This is a genomic window from Sodaliphilus sp., assembly GCF_045598405.1.
Lineage (GTDB): Bacteria > Bacteroidota > Bacteroidia > Bacteroidales > Muribaculaceae > Sodaliphilus > Sodaliphilus limicaballi.
In genome coordinates this window covers 1-20,936 of record NZ_JAZLLZ010000116.1, presented here as the reverse complement: position 1 = coordinate 20,936, position 20,936 = coordinate 1, and the positions used below count along the sequence as shown (strand labels likewise).

The following is a 20,936-nucleotide window of genomic DNA, read 5'->3' as shown; positions in this document are numbered from 1 at the left end:
AAAATTGATTTACATTTGCACTAGAATAAAAACTTTAAAACTGAAAAAACGATTATGAGAACCAAACCGGATTTGAGTTTCAGCAAACTCTTCAACATTAGTTTCGGCTTCTTCGGCGTGCAGATTGCATTCTCATTGCAGAGTGCTAACATTTCGCGCATCTTTTCCACGCTGGGCGCCGACCCCCACAACTTGAGTTATTTCTGGATCCTGCCCCCGCTCATGGGTATGATCGTTCAGCCGCTCATAGGCAAGTTTAGCGACAAGACATGGACCCGTTTTGGCCGTCGCATTCCCTACTTGTTCCTGGGTGCTGCTATGGCAGTGCTCGTGATGTGCATGCTCCCCAATGCAGGCTCATTTGGCTTGGGCCTGTCAGCCGCAATGATATTTGGCTGCGTCTCGCTCATGTTCCTCGACACCAGCATCAACATGGCAATGCAGCCCTTCAAGATGATGGTGGGCGACATGGTCAACGAGAAACAAAAAGCCAAGGCTTATTCAATCCAGTCGTTCCTGTGCAACGCAGGTTCGCTCGTGGGATTTGTGCTGCCTTTCCTTCTTGCTAAAATAGGACTTGAAAAAGTTGCCCCCGAGGGTGTTATCCCCGACACTGTGAAGTGGGCGTTCTACATCGGCGCAGCCTTCCTTATTTTGTGCGTCATCTACACTACGATGACCGTCAAGGAGTATGACCCGAAACAGATGGCAGAGTTCCAGCAAGCTGCTGTTGCAGCCGACAATGACGGTGCAACAGCCGAGTTTGGCAAGGAGCAAAAGTCTCATGCGCTCAACGTGTTTGTTCGCGTGGGTATCGTGCAATTCTTCTGCTGGGCAGCGTTCCAGTGCATGTGGGCCTACACCAACGGCACTGTGGCACTATCGGTTTGGAACACCGACGTTGCCAGCTCTGAGGCTTATCAGAGCGCTGGCGACTGGGTAGGTATCCTTTTCGCCGTACAGGCCGTGGGCAGCGTGCTCTGGGCAACCGTTCTGCCCCGCTTCAAGAACATCAAGGTGGCTTATGCGTTGAGCCTCTTGCTAGGTGGCATAGGCTTCCTGTGCGTACCCTTCGTTACCGACAAGTGGCTGCTCTTCGTGCCCTTCTTCCTCATCGGCTTTGCATGGGCTGCAATGCTTGCGATGCCCTTCACCCTCGTCACCAACGCGCTTGAGGGCAGCAAGTCTATGGGAACATATCTTGGCCTGTTCAACTGCACAATCTGCATTCCGCAGATCGTTATTGGCCTCGTGGGCGGTTCATTGCTTTCGCTCTTCAAAAGCGTGCAGGGCAACATGCTTCTCTTTGCCGGTGCGATGATCATCATCGGCGCACTGTGTGTTCCATTTATCTCAACTAAAAGACACTAAATCGTTGCTTTACAATAATCGGCTACGGGCATCCCGCGACATGCAGGATGCCCGTGGTTTTTTTCTGTAAGGGGATTAAATTTGGTGTAATTTTTTTCCATTTATTTTGTACGTCATGATTTTTTTTGTAGTTTTGCACTAAGAAATTACATTACACGATGATACAAGTAGCCAATCCCATCTATGACATCGTCTTCAAGTACCTCATGGAAGACGAACGTATAGCTCGCACCATTCTCTCGGCACTGCTCAAGAAGGAAGTAGTGTCGGTGGAGCAACGTCGCAATGAGTACACTAACAGCTCACGCAATGACCTATCTATCTTTAGGATTGACTTTGGCGCGTATGTCAAAGAAGATGACGGTCACACGCACTTGATTCTCATTGAGTTGCAAAAGACTTGGCTTGAAACAGAGACTCTGCGTTTTCGTCAGTATCTCGCTACCCATTATGCTAACCCCGAGAATATAATCAGTGGAGATAAGCAAGGACATGCTATCCCCATGATTACCGTGTACCTGCTAGGGCACAAGGTTGGAGACATTGAAGAACCTATTCTCTACGTTAAGCGCAAAGCTGTTGACTATGATGACAAAGAAGTGACAGTGGGGCTCCCTAACCCATTTATTGATAGTTTAACACACGAAAGCATTATCGTGCAGATTCCACGTCTTCACGGTCGCGTAAATAATCGTTTAGAACAAGTCCTCAACGTGTTTGATCAAACGCGCAAAGATCGCAACCACCAGACGATTACTATTGACGAAGAGGCGTATGCTGGCAATGATGATATGCTCTATATTTTGCGACGTCTCAAAGAAGCCGCAAGCGACCGCCAACTGCGTCATGACATGAATGTTGAGGATGAGTATTTCAGCGCTATAGAAAATCGCGACACCGAAATTTTGATGAGAGACAAACAGCTTGCCGAACAGAAGGCACAAATTGCTGAGCAACAAGCGCAAATTGAAACGGCAATAAATCTGTTGCTGCACAATGGTGTTGCCCCGAGCATGATTGCTCAGTCGCTGAATGTTGACATAACACTAGTTGAGACTATCGCAGCCATGGGCAAATAGACGATCGTCTTGCTTGCAGATAACCAAAAAACACGGAGGTGCGTCACCAATAAGACAACGCACCTCTGTGTTTTTTGGTTGTAATGTGGATGCCATCAGGTAATCACAATCGCCGACATGCAGGATGCCCGTGGTTTTTTTCTTTGTGCTCCTTGCTGTGGGGGCGGGGGCGTGCTCGTGGCAGGGCTTCAAGGTGGCACATTTTTTGCTTTATATATGGGAAAAAGTCAGTGCGTTGTCTTTTTTTAACTATGTGTATAGAGGGTAATGCAACTTTTAGTGTAATTTTGTAGTCTAATTGACAAAACTTGTTTTGAAATGAAGAAATATTTTGTTCTGCCCCTAGTGGCTATCGTTATGGTGCTGGTTATGGCGGGCATGGCTAGTTGCTCGGGTAACCAGGTGGAGAAGGCGGTGAAGCAGGCGTTTATCGACCGTGACACCACCCAGGCACGCTTTGACTCGATATGCTCGATTATCCTTGCCAACCCCAAGCAGTATAGCGAGTATCTCACCCCCGAGGGCGAGATAAACTATGCGGCGCTCAACGAACTCACCGAGCAGGTGGGGTCGCGTCTGCGTCCGCCCATGCACTGGAACGTCCTCGCCTACGGTGCCAAGAGCCTCTCGCTCACCATCTACTTTGAGCGCAGCGGCAGCATGGTGCCCTATGACACCCCGGGCGGCCGCGGGCAGCTCAAAAAGACGGTCAACGACCTGATAAACTACTTCCCCAGCAGCGACAAGGTGAACATCAACATCGTGAACGACGGCATCTACCCCTACGGCGGCACGGTGGACGGCTTCTTGAAGGACCGCAACATCTATGCCTCGACCGAGGGCGTGGGCAACGCCGCGTTTACCGACTTCCAGAAAATCTTCACCAGCGTGCTCGAGGCACAGACTCCGGGCAACGTGAGCGTGGTGGTGACCGACCTCATTTACTCACCTGCCGACACCAAGGACGTGAGCATCGACAAGATTTTCAATGAGGAGAACAGCCTTGCCACCAGCGTGTTCAAGCGCTACAAGGGCAAGAGCATCGTGGTGCACCAGCTCACAGGCGACTACAACGGCAAGTATTACCCCTATAACAACAATGCGTTTGCCTACAACGGCACTCGCCCGTTCTATGTGCTCATCATTGCCGACACGCATGTGATGAACATGATGCAAGCGAGCAAGGACTATGCGCAGTTCCTCAATGTGCAGGGCTCGCGCAACAGCTACCGCTTCAACCAGGGCGAGAGCAAGGTTGACTGGTGCGTTCTCTCGGGCTGGGGCGACTCGGCAGGCCGTTTCCGCGTGAGCCGCCGCAATGCCGGCGAACTCACCAGCGTGGAAGCCGACAAGACCACCGGGGTGCTGCGCCTAGCCATCGCTGCCAATTTGAGCACCCTCAACCAGAGCAATGACGTGCTGTGCAACGCTGCCAACTACACCGTGGAGTCGATGAGTGGCTTCAAGGTGGAGGTGAAGCCTGTGGAACAAAGCATGATCACGCCCAACAACAAGGCGTCGCTCGAGGGCAAGACTCACATCATCACCCTCACAGGCGACTTCAAGGGACCGCACGACACAGTGAAGCTGTCGCTGCGCAACGAGTTCCCGCAGTGGATAGATGCTAGCACGAGCAGCGACGACACCAATCCGTCGCAACCAGGATTCAGCACCACCACCCTGGGCCTGAGCCACTTCCTCAAGGGCATAGGCCAGGCAATGGGCACCGGAGGCAACTACTTCACCATCGAGATCAGCCTCAAAAAGTAAATCTCTCGCAGATATTTTTTAGACATAAGGACAAAAGAACATAAAAAATAAATTAATTTAATTTCTTTCAGTCAAGAAGTTATAGATAGTCCCCACCATCCTCTCGGGGAACTCGGGGAACTCGGGGAAAAATTATTTTAATTATTTTAATTTCTTTCAGTCAATCAGATAATCCGTAGTTCTAAATAAAACTCTAGAATTTGACAAATAAAACTTGATATGTGATGAAACATTTGGTATTTTTGGGAATTGGCATTGTCCTCACTGTGGTGTTTTTCATCTTGGCTTGTATTGACAACCCCGAGGTGAACATCTTCGACTTGATGTACTACAATCAGGAGTTTGGCGACGCTGTATTCAACAACAGCCTTTATCCGCTTGTTGCAGCCATCGTGGCGATCATGGCATGGGGCGGCGCTGCTGTCTATTACTTCGTGATAAACTCGGTGAACTTCGACCGCTGGTTCCACTGGGCTAGCGTGCTGGCAGTGGTCACACTGCTCACCCCCATCGTGAACTACTTTGTGATTGAGGGCGTGCTCAGCAGCCAGGGCCTCGACCTTGTGGGCGCCACCATCCAGTTTGTGCTGCGCCTGATGCTTCTCGTGGCAGTGCTCTTTGTGGCAGCGTCATTCTCAATGCGCTGGTGGAGCAGCAACTGCCGCCACACTCCATTCCCGCAGTAATCCTTCCTTCCTCTCGGGGAACCCGGGGAACTCGGGGATAAGAATTTATTTTAATTATTTTAATTTCTTTCAGTTTAGAAATAATACTCATCATCCTCTCGGGGAACCCGGGGAAATAATTTATTTTAATTATTTTAATTTCTTTCAGTTTAGAGATAATACTCATCATCCTCTCGGGGAACTCGGGGATAAAAATTTATTTTAATTTCTTTCAGTCAAGAAGAATTAACTATGCGATTATTTATATTTGCAATAGGAGGCACCGGTTCGCGAGTGCTCAAATCAATGCTTATGCTCAGTGCAGCGGGTGTGCGCCCGGTGGACGAGAACGGTGTGCCAGTGCCTAATCTAGAGCTGGTGCCCATCATCATCGACCCGCACAAAGCCAATGAGGACCTCAAACGCACCGAGGCTTTGCTCAACAGCTACCGCATGATACGCAACCGCCTCTATGGCAACCGCACCGATGTGGACGGATTCTTTGCCAACCGCATCGTCACATTGCGCGAAATCATGCGCGACTCTAGCATACAGATCAACGACACGTTCATCTTCAACCTGAGCGCCGTGGAGCAGAACAAGTTCCGCGACTTCATAGGCTATGACACGATGAACGAGGCCAACCAGGCGCTGGCATCGCTGCTGTTCAGCGACGAGCAATTAGAAAATAAGATGAACATAGGCTTCGTGGGCTCGCCCAACATAGGCAGCGTGGCGCTGAACGAAATCAAGGACTCTAACGAGTTCAAGGCCTTTGCCAACGTGTTCAACCAGGGCGACCGCATTTTCTTCATCAGCAGCATCTTTGGCGGCACTGGCGCGGCAGGATTCCCTATCATGGTGAAGAACATACGCCAGGCGGCTAACCTCGACATCAGCAACCGCGAGGTGCTGCGCAAGGCCCCGATAGGCGGACTCACCGTGCTCCCTTACTTCAACCTTGAACTGGGCGAAGACCACCGCATCGACAAGGCCGACTTCATCGTCAAGACACAGAGTGCCCTTTACTACTACAAGGAGACACTCACCGGCGCCAACGACAGCAACCTCAACACGATATTCTACCTGGGCGACCAGGTGGTGAGCGTGCCCTATACCTACGACCCCGGCGAGCACGGACAGCGCAACCGCGCGCACATGGTCGAGCTCATCGGAGCCATGGCGCCATTCAAGTTTGCCGGACTGCCGCTGTCGCAGCTCTGCGACGAGAACGGATACCCCATGCCATCGTCGGCCTATGAGTATGCGCTCGACCGCGACGTGCTCAACGTTGACTTCAAGGCAATGGGCAGCGAGACACGCGCGCTCATCTACAAGCACCTGGTCAAGTTCCACCTGCTGTTCATATACCTCAACACCGGTTTTGCCGACATGATAGGGCAGGGGTTTACCAACGACAGCCCCGCCATCAAGCGTGACTTCATGGCGTCGCAGTTCTATCGCACCCTCACCGACGACATCATGAAGGCTTATAAGGACTGGATCAACGAGATGTATAACAACATGCGCAGCGTGGAAATCTTCAACATGGGCGAATGGAACATGGGCAAGTCGATCCATGACGTGAACACGTCGAAGGGGTTCCTGGGACGCAAGTCGGTGGACAACAACGTGTTCAAGAGCGAGATGAACGCTTTGAGCCAGAAGAGCAATTATAGCCCCGACGAGGTGGAACTGAAACTGCTCGACCTCTTCAACCGCGCAGCCAGCAAAATCATCGACGAGCGATTTGAGAATATCAATTAAGAGTTTAAAGGTTTAAGAGTTTTAAGATTTTGGACTTTAAGACTTTAAGATGTTAAGAGGGTAATTGATATCCTGGCTAAAAAAACAAGAAAAACGATAACTATGAGCAAGATACTATCATATAGCAGCAAGACATCTAAAAATGTTAACGGTGACTGGATTCCTGTGGAGCCTTACAGCGACGACGATATCGCGCAGATCAAGGACCCCGACGGCGGCTTGTCGAGCAACCCTCGCACTGCCATCCCCAGCCCGTTTGCCCAGATTGACCTTGTGAAGAATGCGTTCAACAACCTTGCCAACCCGCAGTTGCACGGTGCGGCGATGAACGAACGCCTGGTGAGCAACGCCCTCGACGTGGCACAGCTGCTCTTCGACTACGAGAACCACAAGGACTACCTGCGCATCATCACCTGGAACCGCAAGGACGAGTTGGCACGACTCACTGCCCACTCGCAGCACCGCCTCTATGGCGAGACGCTGGAACTTTTTCTCAAAGCCGACAAGGTATATAACTTTGACGACCTCGACGAGTGGTACTTCCTGCTGTGGGACAACAAGGTGATAGGCGGCACATCGCCCGCAAGTGTGGTGATGGCTGCCCCCGGCGCTATGACCAACAACCTCATCAAGGTGGAGCAGGGCGTGTCGCTCTTTTCAAGTGTGCGTCACCTATGGGAGCGCGACGAGGACTTCGTTTACTACATGTTCCTGCTGTTCAACGCCTATCCCTCGCTGCGCGAGAAGGCAGGCCAGGTGTATCGTTACATGATGCACAACGCCGCCATCCTGCGTGAGCGACGCCCGGCTGTATATGACCGCATCGTGCAGGTAATCCCCAACCTGAGCGCATTGAGCCACGACAACGCCGCCATGGTGATGGATCGCCTCAACCTCGACTTCGACCGCTTCGGCGGCAACGTGCAAGTCAACGTGCTGGGGGCCTACCTCTACCACAAGCGAGTGCGCGACATCCGCACCCAGGCAGCACAGAGCGACTTTGTGATTGAACCCACTGTTCCCCAGCCCGAGGGCACCGTCATGCCTCTGGTGCTGCGCACTGGTTTCAACGGCAGCGTGGAGCACTACCGCTACATCGACAAGGACTGGGACAGCAACACGCTGGTGATCACCGGCGGAGTGCCTGTGTCGCAGCGCAAACTGCCAGCAACGAGCATCGAGTACCCCTATCTCACCACAGTGGATATGCTCAGCGACACGCTGGTGAAACTCAACGGCGTGATTGACAACGACCATTTCCTCGACGGCAACTTGCAGCCGCGCGACATGAGCGCCCGCAATGGATACCTGCTGCCCGTCAAGGCTGAATATTTCAAGTATTTCACTACTCGCGACCTGACATCGCGCATCAACGGCCGCAATGCGCTCGACATCGTGGAAAACGGCGACGGCAGCGTCACTGTGACCCTGCGCATACCCGTGAAGAAGCGCTGCATCGAGCTCACCCGCGTATATTTCCCCAGCAGCGACCATGCTTGGCAGTTTGACGAGATGCGCGGCACCGGACGCATGGTCAATGCCACTCTCTCGACATCAATATTCCCCTTTGTGCGCACATCGACCCGCGACGACTACACCGTGCAGCTGTTCTCCATGCTCACCGATGCCACCGCGTCGATGCAGTTCAAGCAAGATGCCACAGCCGCCGGCTCGGTCAGCGTGAGCGAGAAGCCCCGCACCGTCACCGGACCGTTCTCCACCGTTTATTACGACGTGAACGGCTCGTGGGACTATGCCGAGGTGACCATCCATAGCGACCTGGGCACCCACGTGGGCATTATCGTGCCGCAGTGGAAGACCTATGTTCCCTCGATGACCGAACTGGTGTTTGCCGTGGACTTTGGCACCACCAACAGCCACGTGGAGTGGGCCGTCAAGGGACAGGCGTCGCAGCCGCTCACCATGGGATACAGCAGCTCGCAGGCTCTCATCGCCTCTCTCATGAAGCAAGGAAGCCTCGACATCGCCGAGCAAGTGCAGCGCATCGAGTTCTTGCCTCGCGACATCGACAACGTGTATGGTTTCCCGTTGCGCACATCGCTGGCACGCAATGCCGACAGCGACGGCGGATGCCAGTTGTTCCACGATGTGAACATACCGTTCCTCTACGAGCGCAAGTTCTTCGACGGATATAATGTTGCCACCAATCTCAAGTGGAGCGACGACAACCGCCAGGCCAAGGAGTTCCTGCGTGAGATTGTGCTTCTCATCAAGGCCAAGGCTCTGCTCGAGAACAGCGACTTGCGCCGCGTGGAGATAGTATATTTCTACCCCGTGAGCATGAGCGGCAGCGACCGTCGTCAGCTGCGCGAGACATGGGAAGACCTTTTCCGCACCTACATCAGCGACAACCTCGACCATCTGCACAACTGCACCGAGAGCCTTGCGCCGGCAGCCTATTACAAAGGCCCCGACGTGGACGGTGCAAGTTATGTGTCGATCGACATAGGCGGCGGCACTAGCGACGTGGTCATCTACCAGCCCACGCCCGATGGCATGGGCAGCCAGCCTGTGGTCATCTCATCGTTCCGCTTTGCCGGCAATGCCATCTTTGGCGACGCATTCGTGCAGCAAGATGCCGCGCGCAACCCGTTGCTGGAGCACTACACCCGCTATTTCAAGCAGCTCATCGCCAGCGACCGCAGCTGCAACATCAGTTACCTCACCAGCATCCTCGACAAGATCACTGCCCAGCAGCGCAGCGAGGACATTAACGCGTTCCTGTTCTCTATCGAGAACGTGGAGGAACTGCGCGGGCTGCGTGAGATAGACCGCAACCTTTACAGCTACAACGCCCTGCTGCGAAGCGACGGACAGCGCAAGGTCATCTTCATGTATTTCTACTCTGCGATAATCTACTACATCGCCACCATGATGAAGGACCGCAACCTGCGCATGCCCAAGCAGCTGTACTTCAGCGGCACAGGATCCAAGATACTCAACATCGTGGGCAGCACATCAATGGTGACCGAACTCACGCAGCTCATCATTGAGAAAGTCTATGGCCAGCGCTTCGGCGAGCGTTTCAGCATCAAGATTGAGACCGAGTGCCCCAAGCAGATCACCTGCCGCGGCGGCGTGAAGATGATGTGCGACCGCGACTCGGTGTCTTACAGCGCGCGTGAGGTCAATGCGCTCAAATTCAACTACTCGATGCTCCCCATTGAGGAACTCACTCTGGCCAAGGTCAAGGATATGGACACACGCGAGTGTCTCGTGCAGCGCGTGAGGGAGTTCAATCAGTTCTTCATCGAGGTGTGCGACCCCGACCTGCGCGACGAGTTCGGCATCGACAAGAGCGTGTTCAAGACCTTCTGCGAGGTGGTGAACGACGACCTGGGCAACTATCTTGCTGCCGGCATCAACGCCTTCCTGGCCACACGCTATGAAGATGGCGACGTGATCGAGGACGTGCCGTTCTTCTATCCCATCGTGGGAGTTATCAGGCATAATCTGCTCAAGAATTTAAGGTATAACGCTTAATCATCATTCAGCAACAATGAAGAAGAGAACATTCGCGATAATCGCAGCGATGCTGCTGGCAGTGAGCGCCATGGCACAGGCATTCGGCGACTCCACGTCGCTCAACACACAGCAGTGGAACCATGCGCTGGCCATCGTGGCACAGCTCAACGCACTCAACGACGGCTACGGACAGGCTACCGCCGACTTCGAGAGCCGCAATCCCGGGGGGTACTCGCTCGATGACCTCAACAACGTGTACAAGGGCAAGCGCAACTGGGACGACAACTATGCCCAGTACAAGAAACGCGAGAACGAGAAAGGCACTGTGGCCGACGTGAAGAAACTGGCCGGAGGGCTGGCAGCCAACGTCGAGGCCGAACTCAAACGCTACATGGAGTCCACCGCCGAGCCTCAACCGCAAGCACAGCCTGAACCCGCCCCGGTGGACACGCTTGCCACCGTCGATATGCCCGACCTTGCCCAGGAAGAGCAGCAACCGTCAGTCGACTCACAGGCATGGCACCTGATTATTGACCTGGTGCTGGCTATTATCGCACTTGCCGCACTCTACATTGCTTGGAAAGCTCAATCCACGGCTCGACGACTGCGCGACAACTACATCGAGGACATCGAGGCGGTGAACAACAACATGAAGCAACTTGCCGAGGAGATGTCGCAACACATCAACACCCTTTCAAGCAAAGTTGCAGAACAGCGCAGGAACACGATGCACGACTTCACAACCGAGCGCCGCGACACCAAGCCAGCGCGCGAGCACAAAGAACCAAAACCAGAACCCAAGCCAGTGCGCCGCGGACCGGCTAAAACGCTCTACCTGTCTAAACCCGACGACAACGAGTGCTTCATGCGTGCTACCGAGAGCTTCGAGCTGGGCAACTCAATCTACGTGCTCACCACCCACGACGGCGTGCGCGGTGAGTTCTGCGTGATAGAGAACAGCGACGTGCACCGCTTTGCGCTCATGATGCCCTCCGAGAACCTCACCCGTGCTTGCTCTGGCAACGCCATACAGATGTCGGCAGGCAAGACCCGCATCGTCACCGACCGCGAGGGAGAGGCTCACTTTGAAAACGGAAAGTGGCACGTCATTGTCAAAGCCATCATCCACTACGAGTAAGTAAAACCATCAATTATGATTTGGACATGCCCCAACTGCGGCAAGACCGTGGAATATTCGACCGAGCACCTCACACTCACAGGAGGCATGGTGGTGTGCCCGCAGTGCAACCACACCGACCAAGCACTGCGCATACCCCCCGTGCCGACTCCTGAGAAAGCCCCGGTCACCGATATCCCGCCCATTCCCGCCGCCCGTCCACGTCCACCCCACACCGATATGAACACAACTCCACCGCCGCATCGTGCCAAGGGGGCTACCCCCCGCACCCAGCCCGCAAGCAGGCCCACTCCGCCCCGACGCACAAGCAAACCTGCCACAACTTCTCCTGCACAACCCAGGGCCAAAAAGAAACAGAAAGGCAAAACCAAGTTTGCCGAGCCCCACAGCGCACTGGGATGCCTGTGGCGTAGTGTCGTGGCTGTAATCATTTTCTTGGTTATCTACATCTTGCTAGGATTCTTCGCCTCGCTTTGACAGAGGTACTCTTGAAAAGACACAAAGCGTTCCGCCCGAGTAACCTCGGGTAGAGCGCTTTGACTTAATAAGGCTATTTTCGTCCCTTTGACACACGGCCTGCAACAAACGCTGCACCCGTCAGCACGAAAAATGACAACACATAGTAATATATAGGCACCGGCTTCTCGCCCGAGGGTATCTCGCGCGTGGAACTGCGGGATTCGGCATGGGTTGTCCTCGCCGATGCCGTGGAGTCGGTGTGTTGCGATGTGTAGCCACGGGTGGCATCGGTGCGCGAGCGATACACCACGCGTGTCACAGTGCGCACATGCCCGGCTGTGTCGAGAGCCACCTGATGTGCCACGGCATCCTGCCACAGCGCCACATTCACGGTGTCGTGCACCACGGCAGTGCAGGTCTGTTCCACAGTCACGGTATCATGCAGCGCCATGCGTTCCTCTGCCACCCTGGTGCTGCGGCACGACGCAATCAGCACAAGCGGTATCATCAATATCAATCGTCTCATAAGCAAGGAAAATAATTTGTTGTTGTCCGGTAAAAAAAGAAAATATTTTTATTGTGATTTTATGCTTCGCTTAGAAAATAGCTTGCTCTGCAAGCAAAATGGAATTTGAGGACAGAGTGTTAGGAGAAGTTAGTACAACTCTCGCAACTTTAACCAGACAGCAATAAAAATAATTAATTAATAAACTTTTCTCAGAATTAATAGACCCCGCCGTGACTATATTCAGCAAAGGTGTTTTAGGTATTATCCCCGCGGGGGTGTTCCATTGGTGTATAGTTACTTCATGAATTCAGTGATTGCGTTCACATGGAGGTCGATGATCGCCTGCATGCCGGGCTCTGAAAGGAGATAGTTGATGTCGTCGCGGTTGTCCTGAAACAGGTTCTCGGTGAGCACAGCCGGGCACACGGTGTCGCGGCACACGGCTAGCGACTTCACGTAGTAACCCGTGGACGGATAGCAACGGTTGCCGCCGAGGCCCTGTTTCAAGGCATGCTTGTGAAGCAACGTGGCAAGGCGTTGGCTCTCGCGCGACGCATTGGGGGCTACAAAGGCGGCAAATCCCCTTGCATCGTGCCAACGGCCGTCGTTGCCTGCCGCATTGTTGTGCAGGCTCACATAGATGCAGTCGCCATGCTGCCTTGCCAGACGGTTGACCAGCGACACCCGCGCCGTGAGCGATGGCTCCAGGTCGGCCTCAATGTCGATGATGCACTTCACGCCGCGGGCCAGCAGTGCATCGCGCACCATGCGGCACATCGCGCGGCTGTATTGATACTCTCTCAATCGCCCGTCGGGCGAGTGCTTGCCTGCCACGTTAGCTCCGTGGGCGGTTCCCAAGATTACAGTTCTCATAGATGTGTTTTTCAATTTCGTTAAGTTTGTGTCTTGAATAAATGGCGATTCCCGAGATGCTGCCGCTGTAGATGAGCACTTGTCCCAGCACCCACAGCACGCTGTCGTGAACCACGCCCAGCGGGGGGACGATAAAGCCCGCCGTGGTGATGCCCACGCCGAATATGAGCATGCCCACGCCGCTCCATGTAGCGATTTTTTCTTTTGTACTTTTCATAGTTGCAATGCTTTTTTCCGCAAAATTACACCTTCATCCCGCCACTCGCCCCCATCAACCGAGCAATTCGCAGGCAAGAATGTGCAACTTTGTTGGCGTTTGCGCTTGTGTTTACGTCAAAAAACCGTAACTTTGCGTAACAATAAAGAATGGACTGAAATGCGCACTGTTTTTAAATTCCTTAAAATCATGCTGCATGTCATGCGCAAGGGCTGGCGTGCATTCAAGATATGGTACAAGGGTCTCTACAAGGGGCGTCCGTGGTACATGCGGTGCCTTGTGGCCATGGCCACGCTTGTGGTGTGCTTCATCCTGTATCTCATCGCTGTCGATATCAATTTCCTGTGGCTGTTTGGCAAGTCTCCGTCAACCAGCAGCATCATGAACCCTCCCTCGCTCGAGGCTAGTTTCATATACAGCGCCGACGGTGTCGAGATAGGCAAGTTCTACGACGAGAACCGCACTCCCGTTAAGTTCAACGAAATCAACCCCGAGTTTTTCACCGTGCTCATCGACACCGAGGACGAGCGTTTCTACAGCCATCATGGCATCGACTTCGGCGGAATGTTGGCTGCTACCAAGGACCTGCTTGTGCACGGGCGTGCTCGTGGTGCATCGACCATCACGCAGCAGCTGGTGAAGAACATGTTCCGCATGCGCACCAACAAGGAGTACACCACCGGACTGCTAGGGTATATCCCCGGCGTGAAAATGGTGATTACCAAGACCAAGGAGTGGATCATCGCAACCAAGCTCGAGATGTTCTACAACAAGGAAGAGATTCTCGAGATGTATGCTAACACGGTGGACTTCGGCAGCAACTCCTTCGGCATCAAGACAGCAGCCAGGACCTACTTCGACACCACCCCCGACAGCCTTAAAGTGCAGGAGAGTGCAGTGCTTGTGGGGCTGCTCAAGGCCACAAGCACCTATAACCCCATCCTCAACCCGCAGAACAGCCTCAAGCGTCGCAACGTGGTGCTGGGCGAGATGCTGGGGCACGGCCACATCACGCAGCAACAGTGCGACTCGCTCAAGGCTCTGCCCATCGAGCTGCATTTCAACGCGGGCAATGCCTATGATGGCCAAGCGCTTTACTTCAAGCAGGAGGTGGCGCGGCAACTGCAGGATTGGTGCCAGAAGACGGGGCATGACCTCAACACCGACGGACTAAAAATCTACACCACCCTCGACACTCGCATGCAGCGCCATGCCGAGCATGCCGTGAGCGAGAAGATGCGCATCGTGCAACGCAACTTCAAGGAGCACTGGGGCGATAATGACTGCTGGATCGACGACGAGGGCAAGGTGATAGCCAACTTTGTCGAGGAAAAAGCCCAGCACACCGACGCCTACCGCAATCTCCTGGCGCGATACCCTAACGACCTCGACTCGGTGAACTACTACATGAACAAGCCTCACCGCGTGCATCTCTTTGACTATGAGAACGACAGCTTGTACATGGAAATGAGTTCTATCGACTCGGTGCGTTACATGCTGCACTTCATGCACACCGGATTCATCGCCATGGAACCCCACACTGGCCACGTGAAGGCATGGGTGGGCGATGTGGACTACGACACGTGGAAATATGACAATGTGCACGCCATGCACCAGCCCGGTTCCACGTTTAAGTTGTTTGTTTACTCGGCGGCAATGGAACACGGCATGGCTCCGTGCATACACCGCCGCGACGAGATGTTTGACACTGTGGTTCTCAATAAGAAAACTAACGAGATGGAGCACTGGCGTCCCACCAACGCCAACGGGCAGTTCAGCGGTGCCGACGTGACGCTGCGCACTGCATTTGCCCAGAGCCTCAACAGCATAGCCGTGCGCGTGGCGCTCGACGTGGGCATCCCCATCGTGGCACAGACCGCGCGCGACATGGGTGTGAAAAGCGAACTTGAAGAGACTCCTGCCATGGCTCTGGGTGCCAGCGATGTCAACTTGCTTGAACTGGTTAACTCGTTCTGCACTGTGGCCAACGACGGCAAGCACCATGACCCCGTGCTCGTCACCCGCATCATCGACAGGGACGGCAACGAGGTGTTCCGTGCGCCTGCCGACACCGAGCAGGCGATAACCTACCGCACGGCATTCTTCATGCAGCAGATGCTCATGGCAGGCATGACCGACGCCGGCGGAACATCGGGTGCCTTCAACCAGTACAAGACACCAGCGATGGCTGACACCGACTTTGGCGGAAAAACGGGCACCAGCAACCGTCACGCCGACGCTTGGTTTGTGTGCGTCACCCCCAAGCTGGTGTGCGGCGCATGGGTGGGAGGACAGTACAGGCAAATCCACTTCCGCACTGGCGCGATGGGGCAGGGGAGCCGCTCGGCACTCCCCATTTGCGGCGCTTTCATGCAGAGCGTGTTCGGCGACCGCAGGTTCAGGAATTATCACAAACGATTCGGGAGACCCAAGGAATATATCAACCCGGCACTCTACGAAGGGTGCTCGACCGACATCGATGCCGACAGCTTGCTGAACGACAGCACGCTCATCGACTCGCTCAATGTGGGATTCAACCCCGAAGTACCCACATCTCCCGACTCGATATAAAAACATAACCAACGCAATTTTCTAGTCTTATGCACATCAAATCAATATTCGCCGGTTTGCTCGTCTTGGGAAGCGCACTCACGGCTACGGCACAAAAGCAGTTCACGCTCGAAGACCTCAACTTCGGTGGCAACAACTACAAGAACATGACTCCTGCCAACCGCAGCGTCACCTGGTGGGGCGACACGCCCGTGCGCCTCGAAACCGACTCTTGCTGGACCATCGACACGAAGACGGCACGTGAGAAACTCCTCTTCACCCGCGACCAGCTTGCCAAGTGGGCGGGCGAGGAAAAGGTGTGGACCCTCAAACGCTTGTCATTCCCATATCCCGACCAGCCGCTGGTTCTCACCGAGACCGACTCGACACGCGTCCTTGTCAACATCAAGACCCGCAAGAGCGTGTGGCGACAGAGCACCCGTGACGAGGGGAGCGTGGCTGTGGATTGGAACAAAGACAGCCGCGCGGTGGCTTTCGTGCGCGACCACAACCTGTGGGTGACCGACGCCCAGGGCAAATGCCGCCAGGTCACCAACGACGGTTCGGAAAGCCTCGTTTACGGACAGAGCGTGCACCGCAACGAGTTTGGCATTGACGGCGGCATCTTCTGGAACAATGCCGGCACACGCGTGGCTTTCTACCGCATGGACCAGAGCATGGTCACTGACTATCCCCTCATCAACGTGCCCGAACCCACCGACACCACGCAGGTGATTGCTACTCCCGCCCCCGAGACCTATCCTATGGCCGGGCAGACGTCGCACAAGGTCACCGTGGGCGTCTATGACCTGGCGGCCGACACCGTGATGTACCTCGCCATGGGCGACCCCACCGACCGTTATTTTACCAATATCTCCTGGAGCCCCGACGATAAGCTGATATATGTGTTTGAACTCAACCGAGCTCAAAACGACTGCTGCCTGTATAGCTACGACGCTTGCACAGGCAGGTGGCAATCACAACTCTACCGCGAGATCCACCACAAGTATGTAGAGCCGCAGAGCCCCATCATGTTCCTCCCCTGGGACAACGAGAAATTCGTGATGATGAGCGAGAAAGACGGCTACAACCACCTCTACCTGCACGATATCGACGGCAACCAGTTGCGCCAACTCACCAGTGGCAAGTGGGTGGTGATGAGCATGGTGGGATTTGATTCCAGCACACACTCCGTCATCTACACCGCCAACGAGGAAAGCCCCTTGCAGCAGAATATCTACCGCGTGAACACCGACACCGGCGAGCATTCACGCATCGACGAGGGCGGCCACGGCTGGCATGGCGCAGTGATGAGCCCCAGCGGCAAGTGGCTCATGGACTACTACCAGGAGCCCGACGTGCCACGCAACATTGCCATCGTCAACACCCTCACAGGCAAGGCTACACGCTACTTCACCGCACCCGACCCCTGGCAGGGATACACCGTGCCGCGCTACGAAGTGGGTACCATCAAGGCGGCCGACGATGAGACCGACCTCTATTACCGCATGGTCAAGCCTGCCGACTTCGACCCGGCAAAGAAATACCCCACTGTGGTCTATGTGTATGGCGGTCCGCATGCCCACAACGTCGATGCCCGCTGGCACCACGCCAGCCGCAGCTGGGAGACCTACATGGCGCAGCGAGGATATGTGCTCTTCATTCTCGATAACCGTGGCAGCGCCAATCGCGGCCGTGACTTCGAGAACGCCACATTCCACCAGTTGGGACAAGTCGAGATGCAAGACCAGATGCGAGGTGTGGATTTCCTCAAGACGCAAGCCTATGTCGATACCACACGGCTGGGTGTGCATGGGTGGAGCTATGGTGGATTCATGACCATCAGCCTGATGACCAATTACCCCGACGTGTTCAAGGTGGGCGTTGCCGGCGGTCCCGTCATCGACTGGAAGTGGTATGAGGTTATGTACGGCGAGCGCTACATGGGCACGCCACAGAACAATGCCGAGGGATATGCCCTCACCAGCCTCATTCCCCGGGCCAAAGACCTCAAAGGACGCCTGCAAATCATCATCGGCCTCAATGACCCCACCGTGGTGCCACAGCATGCCTACTCGTTCCTTAAAGCCTGCATCGCGGCCGGCACACAGCCCGACTTCTTTGTCTATCCCGGCCAGGGCCACAACATGGCTGGCCACCAGAGCGTGCACCTGCACGAGCGCATCACACGCTACTTTGACGATTTCTTGAAATAAAGATCAAACCGAAATATCGAATTGTCGAAATATCGAAATAAAACATTAATTATGAAAACAATAACACTATTAATAGCAATGATACTGACAACAGCAACAGCCGGGGCGCAGACTTTGCCCCAGGCACCCGAGTTCTTGAAGAAAGGTGATAAAGTGGTGATCATGTCGCCAGCCAGCACTCCCGTCAAGGCCAAGGTTGACGGCGCCGCCCAAACCTTGCGCGACTGGGGGTTCAAGGTAGAGGTGAGCAAGATGACGCTCAACCGCCACCACATGTATGCCGGACACCCCGACGCACGCACCGAGGAGTTCCTCAAGTATCTGCGCGACCCCGAGGTCAAGGCCATCATCTCGTCGCGCGGCGGCTATGGCTCATCACAGCTGCTGGCGCGCATCACCCCCGACACTCTCGCCAAGTACCCCAAGTGGATAGTGGGTTACAGCGACATATCGGCACTGCACAGCGCGCAGCTGTGTGCCGGCAACATGAGCCTGCACGCCTGCATGGCAGCAGCCCTGTGCAACGGCACTGACGACCAGATCAACCTTTACCTCAAGAATGCACTCATGGGCCACCTGCCCACATATAGCGTGCCCGGACACAAGTACAACCAGTCGGGCACCGCAAGCGGCATTCTCATGGGGGGCAACCTCGCTGTGCTCAGCAAGATTGCCGGCAGCAAGGACTTTGACTGCCTCGACCGCGACAATCTGGAAGGTAAGGACATCATCCTCTTCCTCGAGGACGTGGGCGAGTCATTCGAACGCGTCAATGCCATGCTCGACCAGCTCTACATCAAGGGTGTGATGAAGCACGTCAAGGGCGTCATCATAGGCCGTTTCACCGACTATAAGCCTCGCTGGGACTACAAGGACATGAACGACATGATACATGACACATTCACCGACATGGGCCTCGACGTGCCAGTGTGCTACGACTTCCCCGTGAGCCACGACGAGTCATGGAATTATCCCATGATCGAGGGCCATCCCGTTACCCTTGCAGTTGATAAAGACGGTGTAACACTCTCGTTTGTCTGTGATTAAGTGTTGAAAAACTTGCAATGTATTGCCTGAAATCATTACCTTTGCAATCAAGAATTTGGGCAATCCTCGCTATCTAGAACTATAACTGTCAAGAAAATAACAACAAAACGACACGAAATAAAAAAAGCTATTTTATCACTCGTCCTGGCCGCTGGCACATGTGCAGCGATATGGGCAACGGTCCATGCACCCAATATCGGCGGCATCTACTACAACCTCGACGACGAGACTCACCAGGGCACCGTCATGGGGTGCAACGTGAACGGCAGCATCACCCTGCCGGCCACAGTGAATTATCAGAACGAGACCTACCAGATCACAGATATCGCTCCTTATGCGTTCCTCGACAAGAGGGGCGTGACACAGGTCACCATTCAGCAAGGAAGCCTCACCACGATAGGCAATCAGGCATTCTGCAATTCGGGCATCGTTGCAATAACATTGCCCGAGTCGCTCACCACCATAGGGTCGAGCGTGTTTCACGGGGCCGATAAGCTCAATAGCATCGTCATCCCCGATGGTGTCACAGCGATAGGCGACCGTGCCTTCACTGGTTGCAACAGCCTCAAGTCGCTCGACATACCCGAGAGAGTCACCGCAATCAATGCATTCGCCATCACTAACTGTGCAGGACTCACATCGGTCAATCTGCCCTCAACGTTGCAGAGGCTGGAACAAGCAAGTATCTCGGGCAATCCCGGGATAACCGCAATAACCCTGCCACAGTCGCTGCGATTCATCGGCGAGAACACGTTAGCATTCCTGGGCATCTCGTCGATAACCATTCCCGAGGGTGTCACTACCATAGGCAACAGTGCAGTGGCAGTGTGCGAAGACCTTGAAAGCATCACCCTGCCAGCATCGCTCTCCGCCATTGACAACTATGGCATCTATGGTTGCCCGAAACTGAAAAACATACGCCTTCCGCAAGGGCTCAAAACACTAGGCGAAGAAGCGCTCAGCAAGTGCGGCATGCCTTACATACTGCTGCCCGAGGGACTCACCACCATCGGCGACGGAGCCATGAGCCACGACAACGTGCTCAAAGCGGTGAACATACCCAGCATCGTGACAAAAATGGAGGGCGCCTTCTCAGGACTCACCGGAGCACGCCGCGTATATAGCCGCATCAAGCAAGCCTACCGCCCCGGAGGACAGACATTCGTCACCTGTATCCCCGGCTTTACCTATGGCGGCAAGACCAAGTTCTATGTCCCCAAAGGCTCGCTTTCATCTTACCAAGACGTCTCGCCCTGGTCAATGATGAACATGCTCGTCGAGGAGGTTCCCGGCGACGTTGACGACAACAACACCATCGATGTGAGCGACATGAGCGAGATAATCAACCACGTCCTGGTCAAGGGCAACCCCGAAACCGCCATCGCCGCCGACGTGGATCGCAGCTGCGACATCGACGTGACCGATATCAACATCATCATCAACAAGATTCTGAACAAATAACAGCAATACTTGATCAGATTACGATAAAAATTTTCAGGAAAAAACTCTGTGTCATCTGGTAACTATTCAGCATTGGAACTCCCCGCGCGGATCTCACTGATAACACTGATTTAATAATAACTGAAAGAAATTAAAATAATTAGAATAATTTCTTATTCAGTTAAATCAGAGCAATCTGTTGTAACTAGACTACAATAGATTTTTTGCAGATTCCCCGCGCGGATCTCACTCACACATGATTTTGTAATGAGAGGCTGAAAGCCGACACGCAGAACGCAGTTCTGCACATAACCCTGTCCTAACTGAGCGCAAGCGAAGGCAGGGCAGGG

The 20,936-nt window shown here is 54.2% G+C and carries 15 protein-coding genes; 12 read left to right on the top strand and 3 right to left on the bottom strand.

Annotated features, from left to right (window positions below; genetic code table 11):
• Positions 1 to 54: 54 nt before the first annotated feature.
• From ACKI3C_RS08185 to ACKI3C_RS08150, 8 genes are all read left to right on the top strand, one after another.
• Positions 55 to 1,371, top strand: a complete 1,317-nt coding sequence (locus tag ACKI3C_RS08185) for an MFS transporter (RefSeq protein ID WP_407403891.1) — start codon at positions 55 to 57, stop codon at positions 1,369 to 1,371.
• Positions 1,372 to 1,529: 158 nt separating this feature from the next.
• The gene (locus ACKI3C_RS08180) at positions 1,530 to 2,450 is read left to right on the top strand and encodes a hypothetical protein (protein WP_407403889.1); all 921 of its coding nucleotides are present in this window, start codon (positions 1,530 to 1,532) and stop codon (positions 2,448 to 2,450) included.
• A gap of 318 nt (positions 2,451 to 2,768) precedes the next feature.
• A complete protein-coding gene (locus tag ACKI3C_RS08175; RefSeq protein WP_407403887.1) occupies positions 2,769 to 4,220 on the top strand; it encodes a hypothetical protein in 1,452 nt (483 codons plus the stop codon).
• Positions 4,221 to 4,444: 224 nt separating this feature from the next.
• On the top strand, positions 4,445 to 4,906 hold the full coding sequence (locus ACKI3C_RS08170; RefSeq protein WP_407403885.1) for a hypothetical protein: 462 nt from the start codon (positions 4,445 to 4,447) through the stop codon (positions 4,904 to 4,906).
• Positions 4,907 to 5,137: 231 nt separating this feature from the next.
• Complete coding sequence (locus ACKI3C_RS08165) at positions 5,138 to 6,652, top strand: hypothetical protein (RefSeq protein WP_407403883.1); 1,515 nt, start codon at positions 5,138 to 5,140, stop codon at positions 6,650 to 6,652.
• Positions 6,653 to 6,754: 102 nt separating this feature from the next.
• Positions 6,755 to 10,156, top strand: a complete 3,402-nt coding sequence (locus ACKI3C_RS08160) for a hypothetical protein (RefSeq protein WP_407403881.1) — start codon at positions 6,755 to 6,757, stop codon at positions 10,154 to 10,156.
• Positions 10,157 to 10,172: 16 nt separating this feature from the next.
• A complete protein-coding gene (locus ACKI3C_RS08155; protein ID WP_407403879.1) occupies positions 10,173 to 11,276 on the top strand; it encodes a hypothetical protein in 1,104 nt (367 codons plus the stop codon).
• A gap of 15 nt (positions 11,277 to 11,291) precedes the next feature.
• A complete protein-coding gene (locus ACKI3C_RS08150) occupies positions 11,292 to 11,753 on the top strand; it encodes a hypothetical protein (protein WP_407403877.1) in 462 nt (153 codons plus the stop codon).
• Positions 11,754 to 11,826: 73 nt separating this feature from the next.
• Here the strand turns inward: ACKI3C_RS08150 and ACKI3C_RS08145 are convergent, their stop codons facing one another.
• The 3 genes from ACKI3C_RS08145 to ACKI3C_RS08135 all read right to left on the bottom strand — a co-directional run bounded on the left by ACKI3C_RS08145 (position 11,827) and on the right by ACKI3C_RS08135 (position 13,333).
• Positions 11,827 to 12,261 carry a hypothetical protein gene (locus tag ACKI3C_RS08145; protein WP_407403875.1) on the bottom strand — a complete coding sequence of 145 codons (435 nt, stop codon included), beginning with the start codon at positions 12,259 to 12,261 and terminating at the stop codon, positions 11,827 to 11,829.
• A 276-nt stretch (positions 12,262 to 12,537) separates the two neighbouring features.
• Positions 12,538 to 13,116: an N-acetylmuramoyl-L-alanine amidase gene (locus tag ACKI3C_RS08140; protein ID WP_407403873.1), complete on the bottom strand. Its 579-nt coding sequence runs from the start codon at positions 13,114 to 13,116 to the stop codon at positions 12,538 to 12,540.
• Positions 13,079 to 13,333 carry a hypothetical protein gene (locus ACKI3C_RS08135; protein ID WP_407403871.1) on the bottom strand — a complete coding sequence of 85 codons (255 nt, stop codon included), beginning with the start codon at positions 13,331 to 13,333 and terminating at the stop codon, positions 13,079 to 13,081. Before ACKI3C_RS08135 ends, ACKI3C_RS08140 begins: the two co-directional genes overlap by 38 nt.
• A gap of 159 nt (positions 13,334 to 13,492) precedes the next feature.
• Between ACKI3C_RS08135 and ACKI3C_RS08130 the strand changes: the two genes are divergently transcribed.
• The 4 genes from ACKI3C_RS08130 to ACKI3C_RS08115 all read left to right on the top strand — a co-directional run bounded on the left by ACKI3C_RS08130 (position 13,493) and on the right by ACKI3C_RS08115 (position 20,607).
• Positions 13,493 to 15,904, top strand: a complete 2,412-nt coding sequence (locus tag ACKI3C_RS08130) for a transglycosylase domain-containing protein (protein ID WP_407403869.1) — start codon at positions 13,493 to 13,495, stop codon at positions 15,902 to 15,904.
• A gap of 29 nt (positions 15,905 to 15,933) precedes the next feature.
• A complete protein-coding gene (locus ACKI3C_RS08125) occupies positions 15,934 to 18,099 on the top strand; it encodes a DPP IV N-terminal domain-containing protein (protein WP_407403867.1) in 2,166 nt (721 codons plus the stop codon).
• Between the two features lie 51 nt (positions 18,100 to 18,150).
• On the top strand, positions 18,151 to 19,146 hold the full coding sequence (locus ACKI3C_RS08120; protein WP_407403865.1) for an LD-carboxypeptidase: 996 nt from the start codon (positions 18,151 to 18,153) through the stop codon (positions 19,144 to 19,146).
• A 246-nt stretch (positions 19,147 to 19,392) separates the two neighbouring features.
• Complete coding sequence (locus tag ACKI3C_RS08115) at positions 19,393 to 20,607, top strand: leucine-rich repeat protein (protein ID WP_407403863.1); 1,215 nt, start codon at positions 19,393 to 19,395, stop codon at positions 20,605 to 20,607.
• Positions 20,608 to 20,936 lie beyond the last annotated feature (329 nt).

Excerpts from the sequence above, each read along its gene's own strand:
- ACKI3C_RS08185 (WP_407403891.1), top strand. The coding sequence starts at position 55 with ATGAGAACCAAACCGGATTTGAGTTTCAGCAAACTCTTCAACATTAGT.
- ACKI3C_RS08180 (WP_407403889.1), top strand. The coding sequence starts at position 1,530 with ATGATACAAGTAGCCAATCCCATCTATGACATCGTCTTCAAGTACCTC.
- ACKI3C_RS08175 (WP_407403887.1), top strand. The coding sequence starts at position 2,769 with ATGAAGAAATATTTTGTTCTGCCCCTAGTGGCTATCGTTATGGTGCTG.
- ACKI3C_RS08170 (WP_407403885.1), top strand. The coding sequence starts at position 4,445 with ATGAAACATTTGGTATTTTTGGGAATTGGCATTGTCCTCACTGTGGTG.
- ACKI3C_RS08165 (WP_407403883.1), top strand. The coding sequence starts at position 5,138 with ATGCGATTATTTATATTTGCAATAGGAGGCACCGGTTCGCGAGTGCTC.
- ACKI3C_RS08160 (WP_407403881.1), top strand. The coding sequence starts at position 6,755 with ATGAGCAAGATACTATCATATAGCAGCAAGACATCTAAAAATGTTAAC.
- ACKI3C_RS08155 (WP_407403879.1), top strand. The coding sequence starts at position 10,173 with ATGAAGAAGAGAACATTCGCGATAATCGCAGCGATGCTGCTGGCAGTG.
- ACKI3C_RS08150 (WP_407403877.1), top strand. The coding sequence starts at position 11,292 with ATGATTTGGACATGCCCCAACTGCGGCAAGACCGTGGAATATTCGACC.
- ACKI3C_RS08145 (WP_407403875.1), bottom strand. The coding sequence starts at position 12,261 with ATGAGACGATTGATATTGATGATACCGCTTGTGCTGATTGCGTCGTGC.
- ACKI3C_RS08140 (WP_407403873.1), bottom strand. The coding sequence starts at position 13,116 with ATGAGAACTGTAATCTTGGGAACCGCCCACGGAGCTAACGTGGCAGGC.
- ACKI3C_RS08135 (WP_407403871.1), bottom strand. The coding sequence starts at position 13,333 with ATGAAAAGTACAAAAGAAAAAATCGCTACATGGAGCGGCGTGGGCATG.
- ACKI3C_RS08130 (WP_407403869.1), top strand. The coding sequence starts at position 13,493 with ATGCGCACTGTTTTTAAATTCCTTAAAATCATGCTGCATGTCATGCGC.
- ACKI3C_RS08125 (WP_407403867.1), top strand. The coding sequence starts at position 15,934 with ATGCACATCAAATCAATATTCGCCGGTTTGCTCGTCTTGGGAAGCGCA.
- ACKI3C_RS08120 (WP_407403865.1), top strand. The coding sequence starts at position 18,151 with ATGAAAACAATAACACTATTAATAGCAATGATACTGACAACAGCAACA.
- ACKI3C_RS08115 (WP_407403863.1), top strand. The coding sequence starts at position 19,393 with ATGGGGTGCAACGTGAACGGCAGCATCACCCTGCCGGCCACAGTGAAT.